Source organism: Modicisalibacter sp. MOD 31.J (assembly GCF_020147985.1).
In the GTDB taxonomy this organism is placed as follows: Bacteria; Pseudomonadota; Gammaproteobacteria; order Pseudomonadales; family Halomonadaceae; genus Modicisalibacter; species Modicisalibacter coralii.
This window is the reverse complement of the sequence record NZ_JAGXFF010000005.1, coordinates 26801-48709: the sequence shown is the minus strand read 5'-3', so window position 1 is coordinate 48709 and position 21909 is coordinate 26801. Positions and strand designations below refer to the sequence as shown.

20 protein-coding genes and 3 tRNA genes are annotated in these 21909 nt (G+C 68.4%); 20 read left to right on the top strand and 3 right to left on the bottom strand.

The window, feature by feature from the left end; genetic code table 11:
• Positions 1–24 precede the first annotated feature (24 nt).
• The 5 genes from KGR00_RS17025 to KGR00_RS17005 all read left to right on the top strand — a co-directional run bounded on the left by KGR00_RS17025 (position 25) and on the right by KGR00_RS17005 (position 2293).
• The gene (locus KGR00_RS17025; protein WP_224418985.1) at positions 25–1275 is read left to right on the top strand and encodes an aspartate kinase; all 1251 of its coding nucleotides are present in this window, start codon (positions 25–27) and stop codon (positions 1273–1275) included.
• Between the two features lie 213 nt (positions 1276–1488).
• Positions 1489–1683 (top strand): carbon storage regulator CsrA, encoded by a 195-nt coding sequence (gene csrA / locus KGR00_RS17020; protein ID WP_129140800.1) that lies wholly within the window; start codon positions 1489–1491, stop codon positions 1681–1683.
• A gap of 180 nt (positions 1684–1863) precedes the next feature.
• Positions 1864–1956, top strand: a tRNA-Ser gene (locus tag KGR00_RS17015).
• Positions 1957–2012: 56 nt separating this feature from the next.
• Positions 2013–2089, top strand: a tRNA-Arg gene (locus KGR00_RS17010).
• 127 nt (positions 2090–2216) lie between these two features.
• Positions 2217–2293, top strand: a tRNA-Arg gene (locus KGR00_RS17005).
• A 194-nt stretch (positions 2294–2487) separates the two neighbouring features.
• On the opposite strand, the gene KGR00_RS17000 is transcribed toward KGR00_RS17005, so the two are convergent.
• The 3 genes from KGR00_RS17000 to lexA all read right to left on the bottom strand — a co-directional run bounded on the left by KGR00_RS17000 (position 2488) and on the right by lexA (position 4664).
• Positions 2488–3444, bottom strand: a complete 957-nt coding sequence (locus tag KGR00_RS17000; protein WP_224419868.1) for a tRNA-dihydrouridine synthase — start codon at positions 3442–3444, stop codon at positions 2488–2490.
• A 117-nt stretch (positions 3445–3561) separates the two neighbouring features.
• Positions 3562–4191, bottom strand: a complete 630-nt coding sequence (locus tag KGR00_RS16995) for a YigZ family protein (RefSeq protein ID WP_224418986.1) — start codon at positions 4189–4191, stop codon at positions 3562–3564.
• Positions 4191–4664 carry a transcriptional repressor LexA gene (gene lexA / locus KGR00_RS16990; protein WP_129140798.1) on the bottom strand — a complete coding sequence of 158 codons (474 nt, stop codon included), beginning with the start codon at positions 4662–4664 and terminating at the stop codon, positions 4191–4193. The genes KGR00_RS16995 and lexA overlap by 1 nt, the downstream gene beginning before the upstream one ends.
• A gap of 188 nt (positions 4665–4852) precedes the next feature.
• On the opposite strand from lexA, the gene ccmA reads away from it, so the two are divergent.
• The 15 genes from ccmA (at position 4853) to KGR00_RS16915 (ending at position 21906) form a co-directional block, all read left to right on the top strand.
• On the top strand, positions 4853–5482 hold the full coding sequence (gene ccmA, locus KGR00_RS16985; protein ID WP_224418987.1) for a cytochrome c biogenesis heme-transporting ATPase CcmA: 630 nt from the start codon (positions 4853–4855) through the stop codon (positions 5480–5482).
• A 1-nt stretch (position 5483) separates the two neighbouring features.
• Positions 5484–6182 carry a heme exporter protein CcmB gene (gene ccmB / locus KGR00_RS16980; RefSeq protein WP_224418988.1) on the top strand — a complete coding sequence of 233 codons (699 nt, stop codon included), beginning with the start codon at positions 5484–5486 and terminating at the stop codon, positions 6180–6182.
• 11 nt (positions 6183–6193) lie between these two features.
• The gene (locus KGR00_RS16975) at positions 6194–6931 is read left to right on the top strand and encodes a heme ABC transporter permease (RefSeq protein ID WP_224418989.1); all 738 of its coding nucleotides are present in this window, start codon (positions 6194–6196) and stop codon (positions 6929–6931) included.
• 131 nt (positions 6932–7062) lie between these two features.
• Entirely contained in the window at positions 7063–7254 is a 192-nt protein-coding gene (gene ccmD / locus KGR00_RS16970; protein WP_224418990.1) for a heme exporter protein CcmD, read from the top strand.
• Positions 7251–7706 carry a cytochrome c maturation protein CcmE gene (ccmE, locus tag KGR00_RS16965; protein WP_224418991.1) on the top strand — a complete coding sequence of 152 codons (456 nt, stop codon included), beginning with the start codon at positions 7251–7253 and terminating at the stop codon, positions 7704–7706. The genes ccmD and ccmE overlap by 4 nt, the downstream gene beginning before the upstream one ends.
• A 14-nt stretch (positions 7707–7720) precedes the next feature.
• Positions 7721–9709, top strand: coding sequence for a heme lyase CcmF/NrfE family subunit (locus KGR00_RS16960; protein WP_275423191.1), 1989 nt, complete (start codon positions 7721–7723; stop codon positions 9707–9709).
• On the top strand, positions 9706–10239 hold the full coding sequence (locus KGR00_RS16955; RefSeq protein ID WP_129141948.1) for a DsbE family thiol:disulfide interchange protein: 534 nt from the start codon (positions 9706–9708) through the stop codon (positions 10237–10239). Before KGR00_RS16960 ends, KGR00_RS16955 begins: the two co-directional genes overlap by 4 nt.
• Positions 10224–10697: a cytochrome c-type biogenesis protein gene (locus tag KGR00_RS16950; protein ID WP_224418992.1), complete on the top strand. Its 474-nt coding sequence runs from the start codon at positions 10224–10226 to the stop codon at positions 10695–10697. Before KGR00_RS16955 ends, KGR00_RS16950 begins: the two co-directional genes overlap by 16 nt.
• Positions 10694–11941: a c-type cytochrome biogenesis protein CcmI gene (gene ccmI, locus KGR00_RS16945; RefSeq protein WP_224418993.1), complete on the top strand. Its 1248-nt coding sequence runs from the start codon at positions 10694–10696 to the stop codon at positions 11939–11941. Before KGR00_RS16950 ends, ccmI begins: the two co-directional genes overlap by 4 nt.
• Positions 11942–12047: 106 nt before the next feature.
• Positions 12048–15557 (top strand): chromosome segregation protein SMC, encoded by a 3510-nt coding sequence (smc, locus tag KGR00_RS16940; protein WP_224418994.1) that lies wholly within the window; start codon positions 12048–12050, stop codon positions 15555–15557.
• A gap of 197 nt (positions 15558–15754) precedes the next feature.
• Positions 15755–17146 (top strand): cell division protein ZipA, encoded by a 1392-nt coding sequence (zipA, locus tag KGR00_RS16935; protein WP_224418995.1) that lies wholly within the window; start codon positions 15755–15757, stop codon positions 17144–17146.
• A gap of 132 nt (positions 17147–17278) precedes the next feature.
• Positions 17279–19333: an NAD-dependent DNA ligase LigA gene (gene ligA / locus KGR00_RS16930; protein WP_224418996.1), complete on the top strand. Its 2055-nt coding sequence runs from the start codon at positions 17279–17281 to the stop codon at positions 19331–19333.
• Positions 19330–19596: a YheU family protein gene (locus KGR00_RS16925; protein ID WP_224418997.1), complete on the top strand. Its 267-nt coding sequence runs from the start codon at positions 19330–19332 to the stop codon at positions 19594–19596. The genes ligA and KGR00_RS16925 overlap by 4 nt, the downstream gene beginning before the upstream one ends.
• 318 nt (positions 19597–19914) lie before the next feature.
• A complete protein-coding gene (locus tag KGR00_RS16920; protein WP_224418998.1) occupies positions 19915–21057 on the top strand; it encodes a patatin-like phospholipase family protein in 1143 nt (380 codons plus the stop codon).
• A 45-nt stretch (positions 21058–21102) separates the two neighbouring features.
• A complete protein-coding gene (locus KGR00_RS16915; protein ID WP_129141958.1) occupies positions 21103–21906 on the top strand; it encodes a 3-hydroxybutyrate dehydrogenase in 804 nt (267 codons plus the stop codon).
• Positions 21907–21909 lie beyond the last annotated feature (3 nt).

Below are 21909 nucleotides of genomic sequence, written 5' to 3'. Positions count from 1 at the left end.
GAACCCAACACCAATAGGCAACCCATGGCGCTATACGTACAGAAATTCGGCGGCACCTCGGTGGGCTCGGTGGAGCGCATCAAGGCCGTTGCCGAGAAAGTGAAGCGGTTCCGTGACGAAGGCCATCAGATCGTGGTCGTGGTCTCGGCGATGAGCGGCGAGACCAACCGGCTGATCGAGCTGGCCGGCCAGATCAACGACGAGCCCACCCCGCGCGAGATGGACATGCTGGTCTCCACCGGCGAGCAGGTGACCATCTCGCTGCTGGCGATGGCCCTGCACAAGCTCGGTGTCCCGGCGACCTCGTATACCGGTGCCCAGGTCGGTATCCAGACCGACAGCGCCCATACCAAGGCGCGTATCCAGCGCATCGACACCGAGGACGTGCGCCAGGACCTCGACGACGGTCAGGTGGCCGTGGTGGCCGGTTTCCAGGGCGTCGACGAGGAGGGCAACATCACCACCCTCGGTCGCGGCGGTTCCGACACCACCGGGGTGGCCCTGGCGGCGGCGCTCAAGGCCGACGAATGCCAGATCTACACCGATGTCGATGGCGTCTACACCACCGATCCGCGAGTCTGCTCGCGCGCTCAGCGCCTCGAGAAGATCACCGTCGAGGAGATGCTCGAGCTGGCCAGCCTGGGCTCCAAGGTGCTGCAGATTCGTGCCGTCGAGTTCGCCGGCAAGTACAACGTCCCGCTGCGCGTGCTGTCGAGCTTCGAAGAGGGCCCGGGCACGCTGATCGTCGCAGATTCAGATGAAGAAGAGGATTCCATGGAAGAACCGCTGATTTCCGGCATCGCCTTCACGGCCAACGAAGCCAAGCTCACCCTGCTCAACACGCCCGACGTGCCGGGGGTTGCCTCGCGCATTCTGGGGCCGATCGCCGACGCCAACATCGAAGTCGACATGATCGTCCAGAACGTCGCACCGACCGGCAACTACACCGACTTCACCTTCACGGTGAACAAGAGCGACTTCAAGCAGACCCAGCGTATCCTCGAGAACGACATCATTCCGTCGCTGGGCGAAGGCGAACTGCGTGCCGACGACAACATCGCCAAGGTCTCGCTGGTGGGCGTGGGCATGCGTTCGCACGCCGGTGTGGCGTCCAAGATGTTCCGGGTGCTCGCCGACGAGAACATCAACATCCGCATGGTTTCCACCTCGGAAATCAAGATCTCCGTGGTGATCGACGAGAAACAGATGGAATTGGCGGTGCGTGCCTTGCACAAGGCGTTCGGGCTGGACAAGGATAGCGTGGAGAGCGAATGAGGCCCACGGAACCGAACAGGGGTTCTACGCTAGGGGTGTAAGGATACGCCATGGTCCATGGCAGGGCTTTCATTCAACGTGACTATGCGGTCTCATGAGTTGCGGTGAGTTGGCCTGATAGAAGCGTATGGCGCATAATCACGGCCGCGCTTCTTCTATGGACCATAGCTGTTGCGCGCACCCCGTTGGAAGAAGTCTGAAAGGAGATCAGCCATGCTCATCCTGACCCGTCGAGTCGGCGAGACCTTAATGATCGGAGACGAGATAACCGTCACCGTGCTCGGTGTGAAGGGGAATCAGGTCCGGATTGGTGTCAATGCACCGAAGGATGTCTCCGTGCATCGTGAAGAGATCTACCAGCGCATACAGCGTGAAAGGTCCGATGACAGCAGTGAATCGGGAACGTGAAGGCCGCGGGGGAATGGCGTGAATCGCGAGGATTGATCGGCGTGACCCCGCAACGTTCGTGAAGAAGCGGTACCAGGGAGCGTTTAACCGCTGAAGCGAAGCCGGCTCGACGGCAGAATTTTTTCGCCAAGGGTGGACAGGAACCAACAGAAACGGTAACCTACGCGCCGTGTTGATGAGGGAGAGATGGCCGAGTGGCTGAAGGCGCTCCCCTGCTAAGGGAGTATAGGGTTTATAGCCCTATCGAGGGTTCGAATCCCTCTCTCTCCGCCATTCAAGTGCCTTGAATCTTGAATGAAGGACATCGACGCGGTGAAGAGGCAAGTCAAGCGCCCGTAGCTCAGCTGGATAGAGTACCTGACTACGAATCAGGTGGTCGGAGGTTCGAATCCTCCCGGGCGCGCCATCTTCCCTTCGCTCGGTAGTCAGGCATGTCGCTTGCCACTGCCCGGAAACGCCAAGGCGTTTCACCCATTTGGTCGAACTCGCCCGTCATGTTAGCCGACGTCAGCGACTCTGCCGAATCATGACAAGCGCCCGTAGCTCAGCTGGATAGAGTACCTGACTACGAATCAGGTGGTCGGAGGTTCGAATCCTCCCGGGCGCGCCAGATTTACAGTCCGCCCTCCCCTTCGGGGAGGGCGGATTTCGTGGTCGTATCGTATTTTTTCCTTGACAGCTCATGGGGAGACCGGCATCGCGAGCCGGGTATCCCGTGGCGGTCGTTCGAGGCGCGTCGCCCATCGGCGCGCCTTTTTTTTGCCTGATTGTTGCCTGACGTTTGTGCGACCGGCGAAGGCGCTGTCAGCCGGCCTGCCTGGCGGCGGCGTCGAGCGACGGCGCGTCGAGCCCCTCGAGGAACGCCGTCAGCCTTGTCTCGCGGCGCAGGGTCGCGAAGCGCGAAGCCGCCTCCCCGTTCTGCCCGCGCATGATGTTGAGCCACTGCTTGAGCAGCGAGACCACTACCTTGTCCGGCAGGCCCTGGCGCTGGCGTTCGGCGTAGCGGGTGAGGATCTCGGCACGCTCGGCCCAGGGCGTCGCCGGCAGCACGGCGCCGGTGCGCTGCCAGTGGCGGATGCGCCGCGCCAGCAACGGATCGGCGAGCACCGCGCGGCCCAGCATCACGTCCTCGCAGCCGGACAGGCTGCGTGCCTTCCAGTAGTCGGCCAGGGTCCAGATGTCGCCGTTGGCGATCACCGGGATCGACAACCGGGCGCGGATGCGGGCGATCCACTCCCAGTGGGCCGGCGGGCGATAGCCTTCGTTGCGGGTCCGCGCGTGAACGACCAGGTGATGGGCACCGCCGGCCTCGGCGGCCTCGCTGCAGGCCAGCGCCAGACGCCGGTCGGCGAAGCCCAGGCGGATCTTGGCGGTCACCGGGATGGCACCCTCGACGGCGCCGGCCACCGCGGCCACGGCGCGCTCGACACGCCGAGGGTCGCGCAGCAGGCTGGCACCGCCGTCGTGACGGTTGACCGTCTTGGCCGGGCAGCCGAAGTTGAGGTCCAGGCTCGTGGCGCCCAGCGCCAGGGCCTGACGCGCGTTGGCGGCCAGCGCCTCGGGGTCGGAGCCCAGCAGTTGCAGGTGGACCGGCACGCCGCTCGGCGTGACGGCGGCGTCGCGGAGTTCGGGGCAGTGCTTGTAGAAGACCCGGGGCGGCAGGCGCGTGTCGACGACGCGCACGAACTCGGTCACCGTCCAGTCGAACCCCTCGTGGCGGGTCAGCAGCTCGCGCGTGACGGCGTCGATGACGCCCTCCATGGGGGCCAGGCCGATACGGCCCGGATAACGTAGTGACTGCACGATGCGACCTCGTCCGACGACAATGCGCCGGCATTCTAGCAGGTCGTCCCGGGCTTGCTGAGCGGTGCGGGGCGTTCAGCCCTCGACGGGGTCGGCGAGGCGCCACAGGCGCCCCTTGAGCCGCGCCTCGAGGGCGCTCAGGTCGGCATCGGCATCGCTCGGCCAGCCCACGCCGAGCACCACGCCGTCGGGGCCGTAGTCCACGCTGTCGATCGGCACGTCGCGTTCGGCCAGCCAGGCGCGCGCCTCGGCCTCGCCGGCGAAGTCGAGGGCCAGACGCAGCGTGCGCCGCGGCGTGAAGGTGAGGCACGGCAGCGTTTCCAGCGCCTTCTGCACGGCCTGGGAGTAGGCGCGCACCAGTCCGCCGGTGCCCAGCTTGGTGCCGCCGAAGTAACGCGTCACCACGCAGCCCACCTGGCCGATGCCGCTGCCGTCGAGGACCTGGAACATCGGCCGCCCGGCGGTGCCGCCGGGTTCGCCGTCGTCGGAGAAGCCGATCGCCGTCTGCTCGCCGGGCGGGCCGGCGACGAAGGCGCTGCAGTGGTGGCTGGCGTCGGGATAGCGCTGTCGCGCTGCGGCGAGCAGCGCCTCGAAGGCGGCGACGTCGGGGGCGTGTCGGACCCAGGCGATGAAGCGACTGCGTTCGATCTCGATCTCGGCGACGTGCGTCTCGCCGTCTGGCAGGTCGGGAATCGGATAGCTCATCAGGCGGCGATGTCGGTCTGGCGCATCACGCCCATGACCAGCCCCAGCACCTGGATGTCGTCGTTCTTCAAGAAGATCGGCGGCATGGTCGCGTTGGCCGGCTGCAGGCGCACCCCGTTCTTCTCGATGTAGAGCTTCTTGAGGGTGACTTCCTGGTCGTTGATCATCACCACCGCCGTTTCGCCGTTCTCGGCGCTTTCCTGACGCTCGATGATGATGATGTCGCCATCGTGGATGTTGCTGTCGATCATCGAATTGCCACGCACGCGCAGAGCATAGGTGTTGCGGCGGACCATGCGCGAGGGGATCGAGACGCTGCTCTGGTCGGGGCAGGCCTCGATCGGCAGGCCGGCGGCCACCTGCCCGAGCAGGGGCACCTCGACCAGGTCGGTGGCGTCGACCTCTTCCCAGGCGGCATCGTTGAGCGGCAGATTGGGCAGGCGTTGCAGGTAGTGCGGCAGACTGGCGTGCATGACCGTCTCCATCGGCTGCGACAGGGCGGCGGGACGCACCCGCCTCGGGCATCATAGCAAGCGCGGCGAAGCGGGCAAATGCGCGGGTATCGTGGCGGCCAACGCTCTGCCGACGGCGCCGGGGCGCGCTGGTCGCTGGGGGGCTTTGCGTGTACAGTGCCGGGCGGACGGGTGAAGGAGAGGGCGTCGTGACATTCCGCCTCGAGGGCCGCGGGCTGGCCTGTGAACGCGACGATCGCTGGCTGTTCCGGGGGCTCGACCTGAGCGTGGGCCCCGGGGAGATCGTGCGTGTCGAGGGGCCCAACGGCAGCGGCAAGACGACGCTGCTCAAGATCCTCGCCGGCCAGCTGGCGCCCCAGGCGGGCGAACTCGCCTGGGGCGAGCGCCCGCTGCGTCGGGTGCGCACCGAATACCTCGCCAACCTCCTCTATCTGGGCCACGCGCCGGGCGTCAAGACGGCGCTGACCGCGCTGGAGAACCTGGCCTGGTACCAGGCGCTGCACGGCGAGCGCGGCGACACGGCGAGTCGCCTGACGGCGCTCGGGGCGTTCGGGCTGCGCGGCTTCGAGGACATGCCGGCGGCCCAGCTCTCCGCCGGCCAGCAGCGGCGCATCGCCTTGAGCCGGCTGGAACTCACGCCGCGGCCGCTGTGGATCCTCGACGAACCCTTCACCGCCATCGATCGCGAGGGCGTGGCGGCGCTCGAGGCCCGCCTGTGGGCGCATGCCGCGGCGGGCGGCGGGGTGATCCTGACCACCCATCACGCCCTGCCCGGGCATGGCACGCTGAGGCGCGTGAGCCTCGGCGAGGCGGCCTGAGATGCGGCTCGTCGAACCCCGTGGCGGCCTGGTTGTCGCACTAGTGGCGACGGTCAGGCGCGAGCTGACGCTGTCCCTGCGCCGCCGCGGCGAGATCATCAATCCACTGGTGTTCTTCGCCCTGGTGATCACGCTCTTCCCGTTGGGCATCTCGCCCGATCCCGAACGGCTCGCGGCGATCGCCCCGGGGCTGTTGTGGGTGGCGGCGCTGCTCGCCACCCAGCTCTCGCTGGATGCGCTGTTTCGCGGCGATCACGACGACGGCAGCCTGGAGCAGCTGCTGCTGGCGCCCCAGCCGCTGCCCGCCCTGGTGCTGGCCAAGGTCGCCGTGCACTGGCTGCTCACCGGGATGCCGCTGGCACTGATGGCACCGCTGCTGGGGCTGTTCCTGTCGCTGCCGGCGGGCAGCTATGGCGTGCTGGCGATCTCGCTGGCGCTGGGCAGCGCCAGTCTGAGCCTGATCGGGGCGATCGGCGCGGCGCTCACGGTGGGGCTCGCGCGGGGCGGGGTACTGCTGTCGTTGCTGGTCCTGCCGCTGTACATTCCGGTGTTGATCTTCGGCGCCGGCGCGGTGCAGGTGGCGATCCTCGGCGGCGACGTCGCGCCCTGGCTGGCGTTGCTCGGCGCCCTGCTGGCCCTGGCGCTGATGCTCGCGCCCTGGGCGATCGCCGCGGCACTGCGGATCAGTCTCAACGGTTGAGGTAGCCGACCATGTGGTCCTTCGTTCACAAGCTGGTCTCGCCCCGCACCTTCTATGCCATCGGCGGCCGGCTGCAGCCCGCGCTGTGGGTGGCGGCGCTGACGCTGCTGGGCGTGGGCAGCGTCTGGGCGTTGCTCTTCGCGCCGGCCGACTACCAGCAGGGCGACAGCTTCCGGATTCTCTACGTGCATGTACCGGCGGCGATTCTCGCCCAGTCGTGCTTTTTGCTGATGGCCGTCGCCGGGCTGGTATTCCTGGTCTGGAAGATCAAGCTGGCCGACATGGTGGCGGCGGTGACCGCCCCCTTCGGGGCGACGATGACCTTCGTCGCACTGTTCTCCGGTTCGGTGTGGGGCGTGCCCACCTGGGGCACCTGGTGGGTGTGGGATGCGCGCCTGACCTCGATGCTGATCCAGCTGTTCCTGTATGTCGGCGTGATCGCCCTGCGCGGGGCCTTCGCCAGCCGCGACAGCGGTGCCCGCGCCGCCTCGGTACTGACCCTGGTCGGGGTGGTCAACATCCCGATCATCAAGTATTCGGTGGACTGGTGGAACACCCTGCACCAGCCGGCGACCTTCACGCTCACCGAGCGCCCGGCCATGCCCGCCGAGATGTGGCTGCCGCTGGCGGTGATGCTGCTGGGGTTCTACGCCTTCTTCGCGGCGCTGCTGGTGATGCGCACCCGCAACGAGATCCTGCGCCGAGAGTCCGCCAAGCGCTGGGTGCGCGAGCTGGCCGGCGAGGGGTGAAACGGCCAAGGGTGTATACATTTGAGCGGCATAACCTGTATACAGTTGGATAATCCAATCTTGCAGTCCGAGGTCGCCATGCCGTCGGCGACGCGGCAAGTCACGGCGTGCCCGGCGCCGGTGGAGGAACGATGGCCTTCGACTCGTTGCACGCCTTTTTGATGATGGGCGGTTACGCATCGTACGTCTGGCCGGCCTGGGGCGTGACCGCGCTGTTGCTGGTGGGCAGCGTGTGGCATGCGCGGCTCGAGCGCCGGCGAGTGCTGCGCGATCTGCGACGGCGCAATCGCCGCGAGCGCCACGCGACAGCGAGACAATCATGACCCCGAAACGCCGACAGCGTCTGCTCGCGCTGCTGAGCCTGGTGGTCCTCGCCGCACTCGCCGTGGGGCTGACCGGCTACGCGCTGCGCAGTAACATCAACCTGTTCTTCACGCCGAGTCAGATCGCCGATGGCGAGGCCCCGGTGGGCCGCCAGATCCGTGCCGGCGGCATGGTCGAGAAGGGCAGCGTGGTGCGTGATGCCGACAGCCTCGACGTGCGCTTCACGGTGACCGACTTCGACAGCACGCTCGAGATCACCTACAGCGGCATCCTCCCCGATCTGTTCCGCGAGGGGCAGGGTGTGGTGGTGGTCGGCAAGCTGGCCGACGACGGCGTGCTGCATGCCGACCAGGTACTCGCCAAGCACGACGAGAAATACATGCCGCCGGAAGTCGCCGATGCGCTCGAGGCCGCCGGCAAGCTGCCCGCCGGCGACGGTTCGGGCCAATAGCGAGTGGAGTCGCGATGTTGACCCGACTGATTCCCGAACTCGGCCACTTCGCGCTGATCCTGGCGCTGGGGATGGCACTGATCCAGGCGGTCGTGCCGCTGGCCGGCGCGGCCACCCGGCGCCCGCTGTGGATGGCCTATGCCCGGCCCATGGCGCTGGGCCAGTTCGTCTTCCTGCTGATCGCCTTCTTCACGCTGATGGCAAGCTTTCTGCTCGACGACTTCAGCGTCGCCTACGTCGCCGACAACGCCAACTCGATGCTGCCCTGGTACTACAAGGCCACCGCGGTATGGGGCAGCCACGAGGGCTCGGTGCTGCTGTGGTGCCTGATGCTCGGCGGCTGGAGCTTCGCCGTGAGCCGCTTCTCGCGCCGCCTGCCGCGGGACATGCTGGCCCGGGTGCTGGGCGTGATGGGGGCGGTCAGCAGCGGTTTCCTGTTGTTCGTGCTGCTCACCTCCAACCCCTTCTCGCGGCTGTTGCCCGACGTGCCCGGCGAGGGCGCCGATCTCAATCCGCTGCTGCAGGACGTGGGTCTGATCATCCACCCGCCGATGCTCTACATGGGCTACGTGGGCTTCTCGGTGGTCTTCGCCTTCGCCATCGCCGCGCTGCTCGAGGGGCGCATCGATGCCGCTTGGACGCGCTGGGCGCGGCCCTGGACCAATGTCGCCTGGGCGTTCCTCACCGTGGGCATCGCGCTGGGCAGTTGGTGGGCCTACTACGAGCTGGGCTGGGGCGGCTGGTGGTTCTGGGACCCGGTCGAGAACGCCTCGCTGCTGCCGTGGCTGGCCGGCACGGCGCTGATGCACTCGCTGGCGGTGACCGAGAAGCGCGGCAGCTTCAAGAACTGGACGGCGCTGCTGGCGATCTTCACCTTCTCGCTGTCGCTGCTGGGCACCTTCCTGGTGCGCTCGGGGGTGCTGACCTCGGTCCACGCCTTCGCCAACGACCCGGCCCGCGGCACCTTCATCCTCGTCCTGCTGGGGCTGACGGTGGGCGTGTCGCTATTGATCTTCGCCCTGCGCGCCCCGCGCGTCGCCCACGCCACTGCCTTCGGCTGGCCCTCGCGGGACGCGCTGCTGCTGATCAACAACATCCTGCTGGTGATCATGACCGTCACCGTGCTGCTGGGTACCGTCTACCCGCTGATCCTCGACGCCCTGAACCTCGGCAAGATCAGCGTCGGCCCGCCGTACTTCAACACCCTGTTCGTGCCGCTGACGGCCCTGTTGTGCCTGTTCATGGGGCTCGGCCCGCTGGCCCGCTGGAAGCGCATGCCGGGCCGCGAGCTGTGGCGGCGCCTGGCCGTGGCGGGGCTCGGTGCGCTGGTGCTCGGCGCGCTGGCGCCGCTGATCTATCACGGCCGCTGGGATCCGTGGGTCTCGCTGGGGCTGGTGCTGGCGCTGTGGCTGGTGCTCTCGCTGGCCCGCGACCTGCTCGACAAGCTGCGCCAGGCCCGCTCTCCCGCCACCGGGCTGCGTCGCCTGACGCCGGCCTACTGGGGCATGCTTCTCGGTCACCTGGGGCTGGCGGTGACCCTCGTCGGGGTGACCGTGGTGTCGAACTACAACGTCGAGCGCAACGTGCGCCTGGCGGTCGGCGAGCAGGTCGAAGTCGCCGGCTACACCTTCGCCATGCGCTCGCTCGGCAAGCGTCGGGGGCCCAACTTCGTCGCCGACGTGGCGACCATCGCGGTCAGCCACGCCGGCGACGCCCCGTTCATCATGCGCCCCGAGAAGCGCGTCTATCTGGCGCGGCGCATGCCGATGACCGACGTCGCGCTGAGCCCGGGGCTATGGCGCGATCTCTACGTCGCCATGGGCGAGGACCTGGGCGACGGTGCCTGGGCGCTGCGCATTCAATACAAGCCGTTCGTGCGCTGGCTGTGGCTGGGCGCGTTGCTGATGGCCGCCGGCGGGGTGCTGGCGGTGGCCGATCGCCGCTATCGGCGTGGCAAGGCGCGGGCGCGCCGGCCGGCTGGACTCGAGGAGGTCAACGCATGAGGCGTCGTCTGTTGCTGCTGATCCCGCTGGCGCTGTTCGCGGTACTGGCGGTGTTTCTCTACCGGGGGCTGGCGCTCGACCCCAGCGGCCGCGATTCGGCGCTGATCGGGCACGCGTTTCCGGCCTTCGATCTGGCGACCCTGGACGACCCCTCGGTGCGTCATGACGCCGCCTTGTTCGACGGCCGGGTCACCCTGGTCAACGTCTGGGGCGCCTGGTGCCCGACCTGTCGCGAGGAGATGCCGCAACTGCTGGAGCTCGCCCGGCGCGGCGTACACCTGGTGGGCGTGGACTACAAGGACACCCGCGACAAGGGTCGGGCCTTCCTCGACGAGTTCGGCGATCCCTTCGCGGTCAATCTCTTCGACCCCGACGGCGATCTGGGCTTCGACCTCGGCGTCTACGGCGCGCCGGAGAGTTTCCTGGTCGACCGCGACGGCGTCATCCGCTACCACCACACCGGCTACATCACGCCGGCCGACGTCGAGCAGTCGATCCTGCCCCAGGTGGAACAATGGCGCGCGCAATGATCCTGCGGCTCTGGCCGGCGCTGTTGCTGGGCGTGGCGCTGGCGGCCTCGGCGGCGATCGAGGTCCGTCACTTCGACGATCCGGCCCTGCAGCGGCGCTACGCAACGCTGACCCACGAGCTGCGCTGTCCCAAGTGCCAGAACCAGTCGATCGCCGAGTCGGATTCGCCGATCGCCGCCGATATGCGCGACAAGGTCGCCGAGCGACTCGAAGCCGGGCGCTCGGATGCCGCGATCCGCGACTTCCTGGTGCGTCGCTTCGGCGAGTACGTGCTCTACGACCCGCGGCTGACGACGCGGACCTGGCTGCTGTGGGGCCTGCCGGCCGCCCTGGTGGCGCTGGGAGCGCTGGTCGTCGCGCTGATCGTGCGCTCGCGGCGGCGTGGCGCCAACCGCGCGCTGAGTGCCGACGAGCGCGCCCGGCTCGACGAACTGACTCGCCGCGAGGAGCGCTCATGAACCTGCTCTGGCTCGCCCTGGCCCTGCTGCTGTTGCCGGCGTTGTGGCTGGTCATCCTGCCACTGCGCCGTGCCACCGCGGTGCACGCCGCCCAGCGGGCCTACGAGGCCGAAGACACCGGCAACGCCGAGAACCTGGCGGTGTATCGCCAGCGCCTGGCCGATCTCGAGGCCGCCCGCGAGCGCGGCGAGCTCGATGCCGAGCGCTTCGCCGAGAGCCGCCTGGAGCTCGACCGCAGCCTGCTCGACGACACCCGCGAGCGCTGCCATGGGGCGCTCAAGCCGGCCGCCGCGGGGCGTGCCCTGGTGCCGCTGCTGCTGATCGCCCTGGCGGGCGGCAGCCTGCTCTGGTACCAGCATCAGGGTGCCGAAGGCGATCTGGCGCTGTACGCCGCCGAGCAGTCGGTGCGCAACGATCCCGACGGCTCGCTGGCGATGCTGATCGAGCGGCTCGAGACGCAGGCCGAGCGCCAGCCCGACAACCCCAAGGTGTGGTACGAACTGTTCCCGCTCTATCGTGACAGCGGCCGGCTCGACAAGGCCGCCGACAGCCTCGAACGGCTGATCGCCCTGGAGGGCCGGCGCCCCGGACTGCTCGCCCAACTGGCCCAGGTGAAGTTCTTCGCCGCCGAGCGTACCCTCACCGACGAGGTCCAGGCGCTGGTCGACGAGACCCTGGCCAAGGACCCGCGCCAGCCCGTGGTGCTGGGCATGCTGGGCATCGAGGCCTTCGATCACGCGCGTTACCAGGAGGCCATCGACTACTGGCGGCGGGCGATCGCCGGTTACGGCGACTCGGCCTCGGTGCAGGCGCTGCGCGAGGGCATCGCCGCCGCCCGGCAGCGTCTGGGCGTGCCGGCCGAACGCTCCGGCTCCCAGCCCGCCATCGCGGAGGAGGCTTCGCTCAGCGTACGGGTGAGCCTCGCACCGGCGTTGCGCGAGCGGGTTGCGCCGGGCGACAGCGTGTTCCTCGTCGCCCGCGACGTCGCCGGCGAGCTGCCGCCGCTGGCCGTGGCGCGGGCCACGGTGGCCGATCTGCCGCTGACCGTGACCCTCGACGACGGCGACGCCATGACGCCCCAGGCGACGCTCTCCCGGGTCGACCGGGTGCGGCTGGTGGCGCGGGTCTCGAAAAGCGGCCAGGCCACACCGCAGCCCGGCGACCTGGTCGGTGAAGCCGGCCCGGTCGCGGTGACCGGCGACGGCGACGTCCAGGCGGTGCGCATCGACCGGGTCGTCGAATGAGCCGCTCGCGGAATGGCCCCGGCGGACAATCCGCGCTTGGGCGTGACCGGGCACTTCGGTAGACTCGGATCGGTTGTCGTTGGTGTCGAGGATCCCGAACTCCCGCATGCGTCTCAAATCGATCAAGCTGGCCGGCTTCAAGTCGTTCGTCGACCCCGTCACCGTGCCCTTCGACAGCAACATGACGGCGATCGTCGGCCCCAACGGCTGCGGCAAGTCCAACGTCATCGACGCGGTGCGCTGGGTGATGGGCGAGTCCTCGGCCAAGACCCTGCGCGGCGAATCGATGACCGACGTCATCTTCAACGGCTCCACCGGGCGCAAGCCGGTGGGTCAGGCTTCCATCGAGCTGTTCTTCGATAACCGCGACGGCAGCATGGGCGGGCCCTACGCCCAGTACGCCGAGATCGCCGTCAAGCGCCAGGTCAACCGCGACAGCCAGTCCAGCTACTTCTTCAATGGCCAGAAATGCCGCCGCCGCGACATCGCCGATCTGTTCCTGGGCACCGGCCTGGGGCCGCGCTCCTACGCGATCATCGGCCAGGGCATGATCTCGCGGCTGATCGAGGCGCGCCCCGAGGAACTGCGCTCGACCCTCGAGGAGGCCGCGGGCATCTCCAAGTACAAGGAGCGCCGGCGCGAGACCGAGAACCGCATGCGCCGCACCCAGGAGAACCTCGAACGTCTCGACGACATCCGCGAGGAGCTCGACAAGCAGCTCGAGCGCCTGAAGCGTCAGGCCGAGGCGGCGCGCCGCTACCAGACCCTCAAGCAGGAGGAGCATCGCCTCAAGGGCGAGCTGGCGCTGTTGCGCGGCCGGGCCCTGCGCGCCCAGCAGACCGAGCAGGAAACCCGCGTGCGCGAGCTCGAGACCCAGGTCGAGCGCGAGATTCTCGGCCAGCGTGAATGCGAGAGCCGGCTCGAGACCTCGCGGGTCGAGCACGACCGGCTCAGTGAGCAGCTCGAGGCCCACCAGGCGCGTTTCTACGAGACCGGCGCGGCGATCGCCCGCCTCGAACAGCGCCTCGAACACACCCGCCATCAGGAGCAGCAATTGGCTCGCGACCTCGAGGCGTCGCGCCGCGAGCTCGTCGAGCTCGAACGCCTCGGCGAGACCGACGCCCAGCGCCTAGAACGGCTCGACGAGCGCCTCGAGACGCTGGGGCCCGAGCAGGAGGAGGTCGCCGAGGCGCTGGCCGAGCTCGAGGCCACCCTGGAAGAGGCCGAGGCCGCCAATGACGAGGCCCAGTCGCGCTGGCAGGAGTTCCACGAGCGCGACCGGCAGGCCACCCACGAGGCCGAGCGGGCCCAGGATCGGGTGCGTCATCTGGAGCGCGAGCTGGAAACCCACGGCCGCGAGATCGAACGCCGCCGCCAGCAGCAGGCCGAACTGCCCGACGGCGGCGAACTGCGCGAGCGCCGCGAACGGCTCGCCGAGCAGCTCGCCGAGATCGATCTCGAGTTCGAGACCCTGGAAGCCCGGCGCGAGACCCACCAGCAGGAGCGCGACCAGGGCCGCGAGGCGCTGCGTCAGGCCGAGGCCGCCCGCGAGGAGGAGCGCCAGCGGCGCAGCCGGCTGCAGGGCGAGATCGCCTCGCTCGAGGCGCTGATCCGCGCCAGTCTCGACGACCAGGATGTCGCCCTCGATGCCTGGCTCAGCGAACACGGCCTCGAGGCGGCGCCGCGGCTGGCCGAGCGGCTGCGTGTCGAGGCGGGCTGGGAGCGTGCGGTGTCCTGGGTGCTGGGGTCCTGGCTGCACGCCCGCTTGCTGCCGGAGTTGCCGCGCCGGGCCCTCGACGGCGAGCTGCCCAGTGGCGAGCTGTCGCTGGTCGAGCAGAGCGAGCCGTCGGATGCCCCGGCCGGCGCGTCCCGCGGAACCCTGGCCGAACGGGTCAGCGGTGCCGGCGCGGCGGTCGTCGTGCTGTCCCGTGTGCGCTGTGCCGGGGATGCCGCCGAGGCCTGGGCGCTACACCCGCATCTCGCGCCCGGCGAGAGCGTGCTCACCGCCGACGGGCTGTGGCTGGGCGTGGGCTGGGCGCGGCGTCTGGGTCTCGCCGACGGCGACGACAGCGTGATCGCCCAGCAGCAGCGCCGCGAGGCCGCCGAGACGGCGCTCGCCGAGGTCGAGGAACGCCTGGGCACCCAGGCCGAGCGGCTCGAGACGCTCCAGGCCCGCGACGGCGAACTGGAAGCCGCGCTCGAGCACCTGCGCGTCGCCGAACGCGACCTCACGCAGCAGCGCCAGCAGGCGGCACTCGCCGAGGCCAATCTCGGCTCGCGACTCGAGCACGTCGACGGCCGTTTCGCGGAACTCGACGAGGAGATCGCCGATCTTCAGGAGCGTCGCGAGACCTGCGCGCTGGAACTGGAGTCGGCCCGCGAGGCCTGGCAGGCGGCGATGAACGATCTCGAGGCCGCCAGTCAGCAGCGCGACGCCCTGGACCGGGCGCGTCGCGAGGCCCAGGAATCGCTTGCCGCCCAGCGCGGCCGGCTGCGGCCGTTGCAGGAACGCGCCCAGCAGCTGGCGCTGGAGCATCAGCGGCTGAGTACCGAGCGCGCCGGCCTCGACGAGCAGCGCGGGCGCAGCGACGAGACGCGCGCGCGGCTCGAGGAGAAGTGTGCCGAACTCGAGGCGCAGCGCGAGACCCTGCGCGAGCCGCAGGACGAGGAGCGCGAACAATTGGAGGAACTGCTCGATCGCCGCTCGCGCGAGGAGCAGACGCTCAACGCCTGCCGCGACGAAGCGCAGCGGCTCGGCGAGACGCTGCGCGAGACCGAGCTGGCCCGTCAGCAGCACGAGCGCAATCTGGAAGGCATCCGTCACCGCCTGGAGGAAGGGCGCATGCAGGTCCAGGCGCTCAAGCTCAAGGCCGATGCCCAGGACGAGGTGCTCGCCGAGCTGGGTCACCAGGCGACCGATCTCGAGGCCGACCTGGACCCCGAGGCCACCGAATCGGCCTGGCAGAGCCGCCTCGAGGCGACGGGCGAGAAGATCCGCCGGCTGGGGGCGATCAACCTCGCGGCGATCGAGGAGTACGACCAGCAGGCCGAACGCCGCGACTACCTGGAGGCGCAGCATGCCGAGCTCAGCGAGGCGCTGGAGACGCTCGACAAGGCGATTCGCAAGATCGATCAGGAAACCCGCACGCGCTTCAAGGAGACTTTCGAGCGGGTCAACGAGGGGCTGGGGGCGCTTTTTCCCCGGGTTTTCGGTGGCGGAACCGCGTGGCTGACGCTCACCGGCGAGGATTTGCTGGAGACCGGGGTGGCCATCATGGCGCGTCCGCCGGGCAAGAAGAACAGCACCATTCATCTGCTCTCGGGGGGCGAAAAGGCGCTGACGGCACTGTCGCTGGTCTTTGCCATCTTCCAGCTCAATCCGGCACCATTCTGCATGCTCGACGAAGTCGATGCGCCCCTCGATGACGCCAACGTGGGACGCTATGCCAAGTTGGTAAAGGACATGTCCGACACCGTCCAATTCATTTACATTACCCACAACAAGATCGCCATGGAGTCCGCCGATCGATTGATGGGCGTGACCATGCAGGAACCCGGGGTCTCACGCCTGGTATCGGTGGGTGTCGAGGAAGCCGCGGAGCTTGCCGAGGCATGAAGGGCTTGCAGTCGAATCGCGAACGGGTTAACAACGCATATTGCGCAGTAGCGACAGGGAAAAATGAAGGGCGATTGCACTGGGCTTAGGAAAGGCTTGACTTTCTAAATTAAGTAGCCTTTTTTTTGTCAATCGCGCTATGCTAGTGACGAATCGATTATCAGGCATGGCGCCTTAGCAAACAGGCAAGACGACCCATGGAACTAAGAGAGTGGTTGATTATCCTGGGGCTGGTATTGGTGGCGATCATCGTCGTCGACGGCGTGCGCCGTCTCCAGCGTCAGCGTAAGGTGCCCCGCCTCGACGAGGTCGAGGGCAAGGAAGGCGATGCGGTAGACCCCGACGAGGCTGCCCGCCAGGCCGAGATCAACTGGGAGTTGCCCAATGGAGGGGCAAGGGTCGTCAGGCCGGCGTCGCAGACGACCGTCGAGCCCAAGCCCAATCTTGAGCGTCAGGATCACCCCGGGCCGTCCACGGTCTTCGCGCGGCGGAATCGCGAAGCGCCCGGGCGGGCCGAGCCGGCTGCCTCTGCCGAGCCTCGCGTGAGCGAGCGGCGCGGGGAGGCTGCGGCTCGGCCTGAACGGCGATCGGCGGCGGCCCCGGATGACGCGACGGCACGGTCCGCCGAGCGTCAACCCGAACCCCAGCAGCCGCCGGGCGTGGCCCGACGCGAGCAGGACGCCCCGGCTCCGGGCGACGATCTGCCGTTGCGCGCCGAACGCGAGGACATGGCCTATCACGAGGCCGAGGAGGATGCCGCGAAGAGCCGTTTCGGCAGCATGGCCTCGGCACTGCGCGCCGGTAGTCAGCGTGTTTCTCAATCGATGCAGCGGGTTTCCTCGCACTTCCAGCGTCACGACGAGGTAGAGGACGCGCACGAGCCGGCGCGGTCGATGCACCACCACGAACCGACGCTGGGCGACGAGGCGCCGGCCGCCGACGAGGCTCGCGAAGCCCGCCGAGCCCCGCGCTTCGACGAGGCCCCGCTCGAGCCGCTGGACGCGACCCCGGCGGACGCCTCGTCGCGCCGCGCCGAGGACGACGCCCACGATGCCCCGCGTGACGACGTGGTCACCCCGCATCCGGTGGTCGAGAAGGCCCGCCGCCACCACGTCAGCGCCCAGCGGGCCCGCGAGACGCTGGCCCACGCCGAAGAGGTGATCGTGATCAGCGTGCTGTCCCGGGACGAAGAGGGTTTCTCGGGCACCCACCTGCTCAATCTGATGCTGGCCTGCGGGCTGCGTTACAGCGAAATGGGCATCTTCCTGCGCTACGAGACCGAGGACGGCGACAGCGACCTGCAGTTCGCCATGGTCGACGTGATTAAGCCGGGCACCTTCGATCTCGAAGCGATGGACGACTACCGTACCCCCGGCATCACCTTCCTGATGCCGTTGCCCGGCGCCCAGGACTCCGCCGCCGCCTTCGAGGCGATGTTCGAGACGGCGATGGTCGTGGTGCGCAACCTGGGCGGCGAGCTGAAGGACGAGAACCGCAGCGTGATGACCGCGCAGACCGTGGAGTTCGCCCGTCAGCGCGTCCAGGAGTTCGAGCGTCGGCATCGCCTGCATCGTTCGCAAGCCAACTGACGTCCCGCCGCCCGGGCACGCCCTGCGACGACCCCGTGATCGCTCACGGGGTCGTCGCGTTGCAGGGCGGCGCTTACCTGTCATTACCGGCCCGAGTCGGCCCGTCAACGAATCACCGGGATCACTGATCGCATGGCCCAGCCCGACAAGTCCACGCTCGACGAGGTGACGCGCCTGCGCACCGAACTCGACGATGCCAACTACCGCTATTACGTCCTCGACGATCCGGAACTCACCGATGCCGATTACGATCGCAAGCTGCGCCGTCTGCAGGAGATCGAGGCGCAGTATCCGGATCTGGTGACGCCGGACTCGCCCACCCAGCGCGTCGGTGCCGCGCCGGCCGACGGCTTTCCCGAAGTCGAGCACGCGGTGCCCATGCTGTCGCTGGACAACGCCTTCGACGAGGACGAGATCGTCGCCTTCGTCGAGCGCGTCAACGATCGCCTGGAGCGCGGCGACGACGATCTGGGGTTCTGCTGCGAACCCAAGCTCGACGGCCTGGCGGTGTCGCTGGTCTACGATCAGGGCCGGCTGGTGAGCGGCGCGACCCGCGGCGACGGCCGTACCGGCGAGGGCATCACCGCGAACCTGCGCACCCTGCGTTCGATCCCGCTCAAGCTGCGTGGCAGCGAGTATCCCGATCGACTCGAGGTGCGCGGCGAGGTCTACATGAGCCACTCCGGCTTCGCGGCGCTCAACGAACGCGCCCGCGAGGAGGGCAGCAAGGTCTTCGCCAACCCCCGCAACGCGGCCGCCGGCAGCCTGCGCCAGCTCGACCCGAAGATCACCGCGCGGCGGCCGCTGGAATTCTGTGCCTACCAACTGGTCGATCGGCACAACGCCGGCCTCGCCGATACCGGGGTAGTCTCGCACAGCGGGCGAATGCGCCAGTTGCGCGACTGGGGCTTTCGCACCAGCCCCGAACTCGCCGTGGTCACCGGCAGCCGGGGCGTCATCGATTATTGCCGGCGCATCGAGGAGAAGCGCGAACGGCTCGACTACGACATCGACGGCGTGGTGATCAAGGTCGACGATCTGCGCTCCCAGCGCGAGTTGGGGTTCGTCTCGCGTGCGCCGCGCTGGGCCACCGCCTACAAGTTTCCGGCCCAGGAGCAGTCCACCCGGCTCAACGACGTCGAATTCCAGGTCGGCCGTACCGGCACCATCACCCCGGTGGCACGGCTCGAACCGGTCAGCGTGGCGGGGGTCACGGTGTCCAACGCCTCGCTGCACAACGCCGACGAGATCGCCCGACTGGGGGTGATGATCGGCGATACGGTGGTGATCCGCCGGGCCGGCGACGTGATTCCCCAGGTGGTGCGGGTGATCGAGCGCGAGCGTCCCGACGATGCCCGCGAGATCGTCTTCCCGGAGCGCTGCCCGGTCTGCGAGTCCGAGGTCGAGCGCATCGAGGGCGAGGTGGCGATTCGCTGCCCGGCCGGGCTGTTCTGCGCGGCCCAGCGCAAGGAGGCACTCAAGCACTTCGCCAGTCGCCGGGCGCTGGACATCGACGGCCTCGGCGAGAAGCTGATCGATCAACTGGTCGAGCACGGCTGGGTCGAGACGCCGGCCGACCTGTTCGATCTCGAGGCCGACCGGCTGGTCGAACTGCCGCGCATGGCCGAGAAGTCCGCCAACAACCTGATCAATGCCCTCGACAAGGCCCGGCACACCACGCTGCCGCGCTTCGTCTACGCCCTGGGGATCCGCGAGGTGGGCGAGGCCACCGCCAACAACCTGGCGCGTCATTTCGGCACCCTGCAGGCACTGATCGACGCCGATCTCGAGGCCCTCGAGGCAGTCGAGGATATCGGCCCGGTGGTCGCCGCGCACATCCACGCCTTCTTTCGCGAGGCGCACAATCGCGACACCGTCACCAAGCTGATCGACGCCGGCGTCACCTGGCGCGAGGAGGCCGTCGCCGAGCGCCCGCAGCCGCTGGCCGGTCAGACCTGGGTGCTCACCGGCAGCCTGGAGAGCATGACCCGCGACGAGGGCAAGGCGCGGCTGCAGGCGCTGGGTGCCAAGGTTGCCGGCAGCGTGTCGAAGAAGACCGCCGCGGTGGTCGCCGGCGAGGCCGCCGGCAGCAAGCTGACCAAGGCCCAGGAGCTGGGGGTCGAGACGCTCGACGAGGCGACCTTTCTCGAACGCCTGGCGGCCTGGGAGAACGGAGAGGAAGCATGAGCGAGCGTTTCATCGAGGTCCCCTATCGCATGCTGCCGGGCGAGACGCTGGATGCCCTGCTCGAGACCTTCGTCACCCGCCAGGGCTATGACACCACCGACACCGGCGAGGGCATGCGCGGCTGGGTGACCGAACTCAAGCGCCAGCTCGAACGCGGCGAGCTGCTCATCGCCCACGACCTGCGCACCGAAACCACCGAGGTAATGACGTTGGCCCAGTGGCGCGGCTTCGGCCGCGATCTGGCCGATGACGAGGAGGGGTGAACGCGGCTGCGTGACCCGTTCTCCATCGAGGGCGTACTGACTGCCAGTCACGAAGCCGGCATCGCCGTTTGACAGAAACAGCCCGATAACCCCCCACTGCCTGCGCTCACCCTCTGAGCGTAGGCTCATTTCCTCAGCGTATCGTCGCCCGTCACGCCGGGATGCGGTGACGCGCAGCGGGTTTCATGTTGCAGTGCAATACACAACTTCCTAGAGTGGGATGAAGAAACCGTCGTCGGGACGGAACGCATCGCGCGTCGCGGGGTCGACCCGATAGCGCCTCGTGAACGGTCGCAGGGGGATGAAATGGCACGACCCATGAATATTCTGGTCCTCCAGGGCGGCGGCGCTTTAGGGGCCTATCAGGCGGGCGTCTATCAGGCGCTCCATGAAGCCGACATCGAGCCCGACTGGGTGGTGGGGACCTCCATCGGCGCCATCAACGGGGCCTTGATCGCCGGCAATCACCGCCGCGACGTGCTCGCCCGGCTGGAGGATTTCTGGACCCGCGTCGCCCAGCCGTCGTCGAGCAGCGGCGCGGCACTGGAACACTACGAGACCGAAATGGCCAAGTTCCTGGCCTTGTCCACCGGGGTGCCGGGGTTCTTCCGCCCGCGGCCGGTGTGGGAGATCCCCCTGACCCGCAACTGGCACGGCTCGCCGCCGAGCTTCTACGACGTCACGCCCCTCGAGCGCACCCTGGAGGCGCTGGTCGACTTCGACCTGCTGGGGACCCGCGATCGGCACGACGGCAAGCGCCTGAGCGTCGGCGCGGTCAACATCGGCCGCGGCGCGATGCGCTATTTCGACAGTCAGGACGAGACCCTCTCGGTCCACCACGTGATGGCCAGCGGTGCGCTGCCGCCGGCTTTCCCGCCGGTCTGGGTCGACGGCGAGGCCTACTGGGACGGCGGGCTGTGTTCCAACACGCCGATCGACTACGTGCTCGAGAGCGAACGCCCGGGCAGCGACATGGCGGTCAACTGCTACGTGATCGACCTGTGGAGCCCGCGCGGCCCGGTGCCCAAGACCATCACCGAGGCCATGCATCGCGAGAAGGACATCCAGTACGCCACCCGGGCCGGACACAATCTGCACTTCCTCAAGGAGATCCATCGGCTGCGTCATGCATTACGCAAGCTGGGCAAGCACCTGCCCGCCGATGTCCGCGACGACCACGAGGTCGCCGCGCTGCTGGGGCTTGCCCGCCAGGCGCCGGTCAACATCGTGCGGCTGTTGGCGCCGGCCCGCGAGGCGGAGACCGCGCAGAAGGATATCGACTTCTCCTATTCGACGATCATGGAACGCTGGCGCGCCGGCTATCGGGACATGCTGGGGGCGCTGGAGACCTGTCCCTGCCAGCGCGACCCGGTCAGCGACGAGATCGGCGCCAACGTCTGCAGCTATCGCAGCAATCTGGACGGCCACCTCGAGGACATGACCGATGTGCCGTTCGAGTGACGCGGTCGGCCGCGTCCGGTGTGTTAACCAAGGAGGAATACCCGCATGTCACAACATCCCGCGCAGGACCGTATCAAGGACAAGGTGGCGCTGATCACCGGCGCCGCCAGCGGCATCGGCAAGCAGATCGCCACGCTGTTCGCCCAGCAGGGCGCCCGGGTGGTGATCCTCGATCTCGACCTCGAGGCGGCGCAGTCGGCCGCCCGGGAGTTGACCGAGCAGGGCGGCACCGCGATGGGCGTGGGCGCCGACGTCACCGACGAGCAGCAGGTCGAGGACGCCTTCAAGGCGGCGGTCGACGCCTACGGCCGGCTCGACGTGATGGTCGCCAACGCCGGCTCGCAGCACGTCGAGCCGATCCACAAGCTGTCCTACGACAACTGGAAGAAGGTCACCAACATCCAGCTCGACGGCAGCTTCCTGTCGACCCGCGCGGCCTTCCGCCAGATGATGACCCAGGACGGCGGCGGCTGCCTGCTCTACATGGGCTCGGTGCACTCCCACGAGGCCTCGGCGATGAAGTCGCCCTACGTCACCGCCAAGCACGGCCTGCTGGGGCTGTGCCGGACCATGGCCAAGGAGGGCGCCGAGTACGGCATCCGCGCCAACGTGATCTGCCCGGGCTACGTGAAGACCCCGCTGGTGGAGAAGCAGATTCCCGACCAGGCCCGCGAGCACGGCATGAGCGAGGACGAGGTGGTCGAGAAGGTGTTCCTCAAGGACACCGTCGACAAGACGTTCACCACCGTCGAGGACGTCGCCGAGACGGCGCTCTACCTGGCGACCTTTCCCTCCAACGCGCTCACCGGCCAGTCGATCGTGGTCAGCCACGGCTGGTTCATGCAGTAGGCG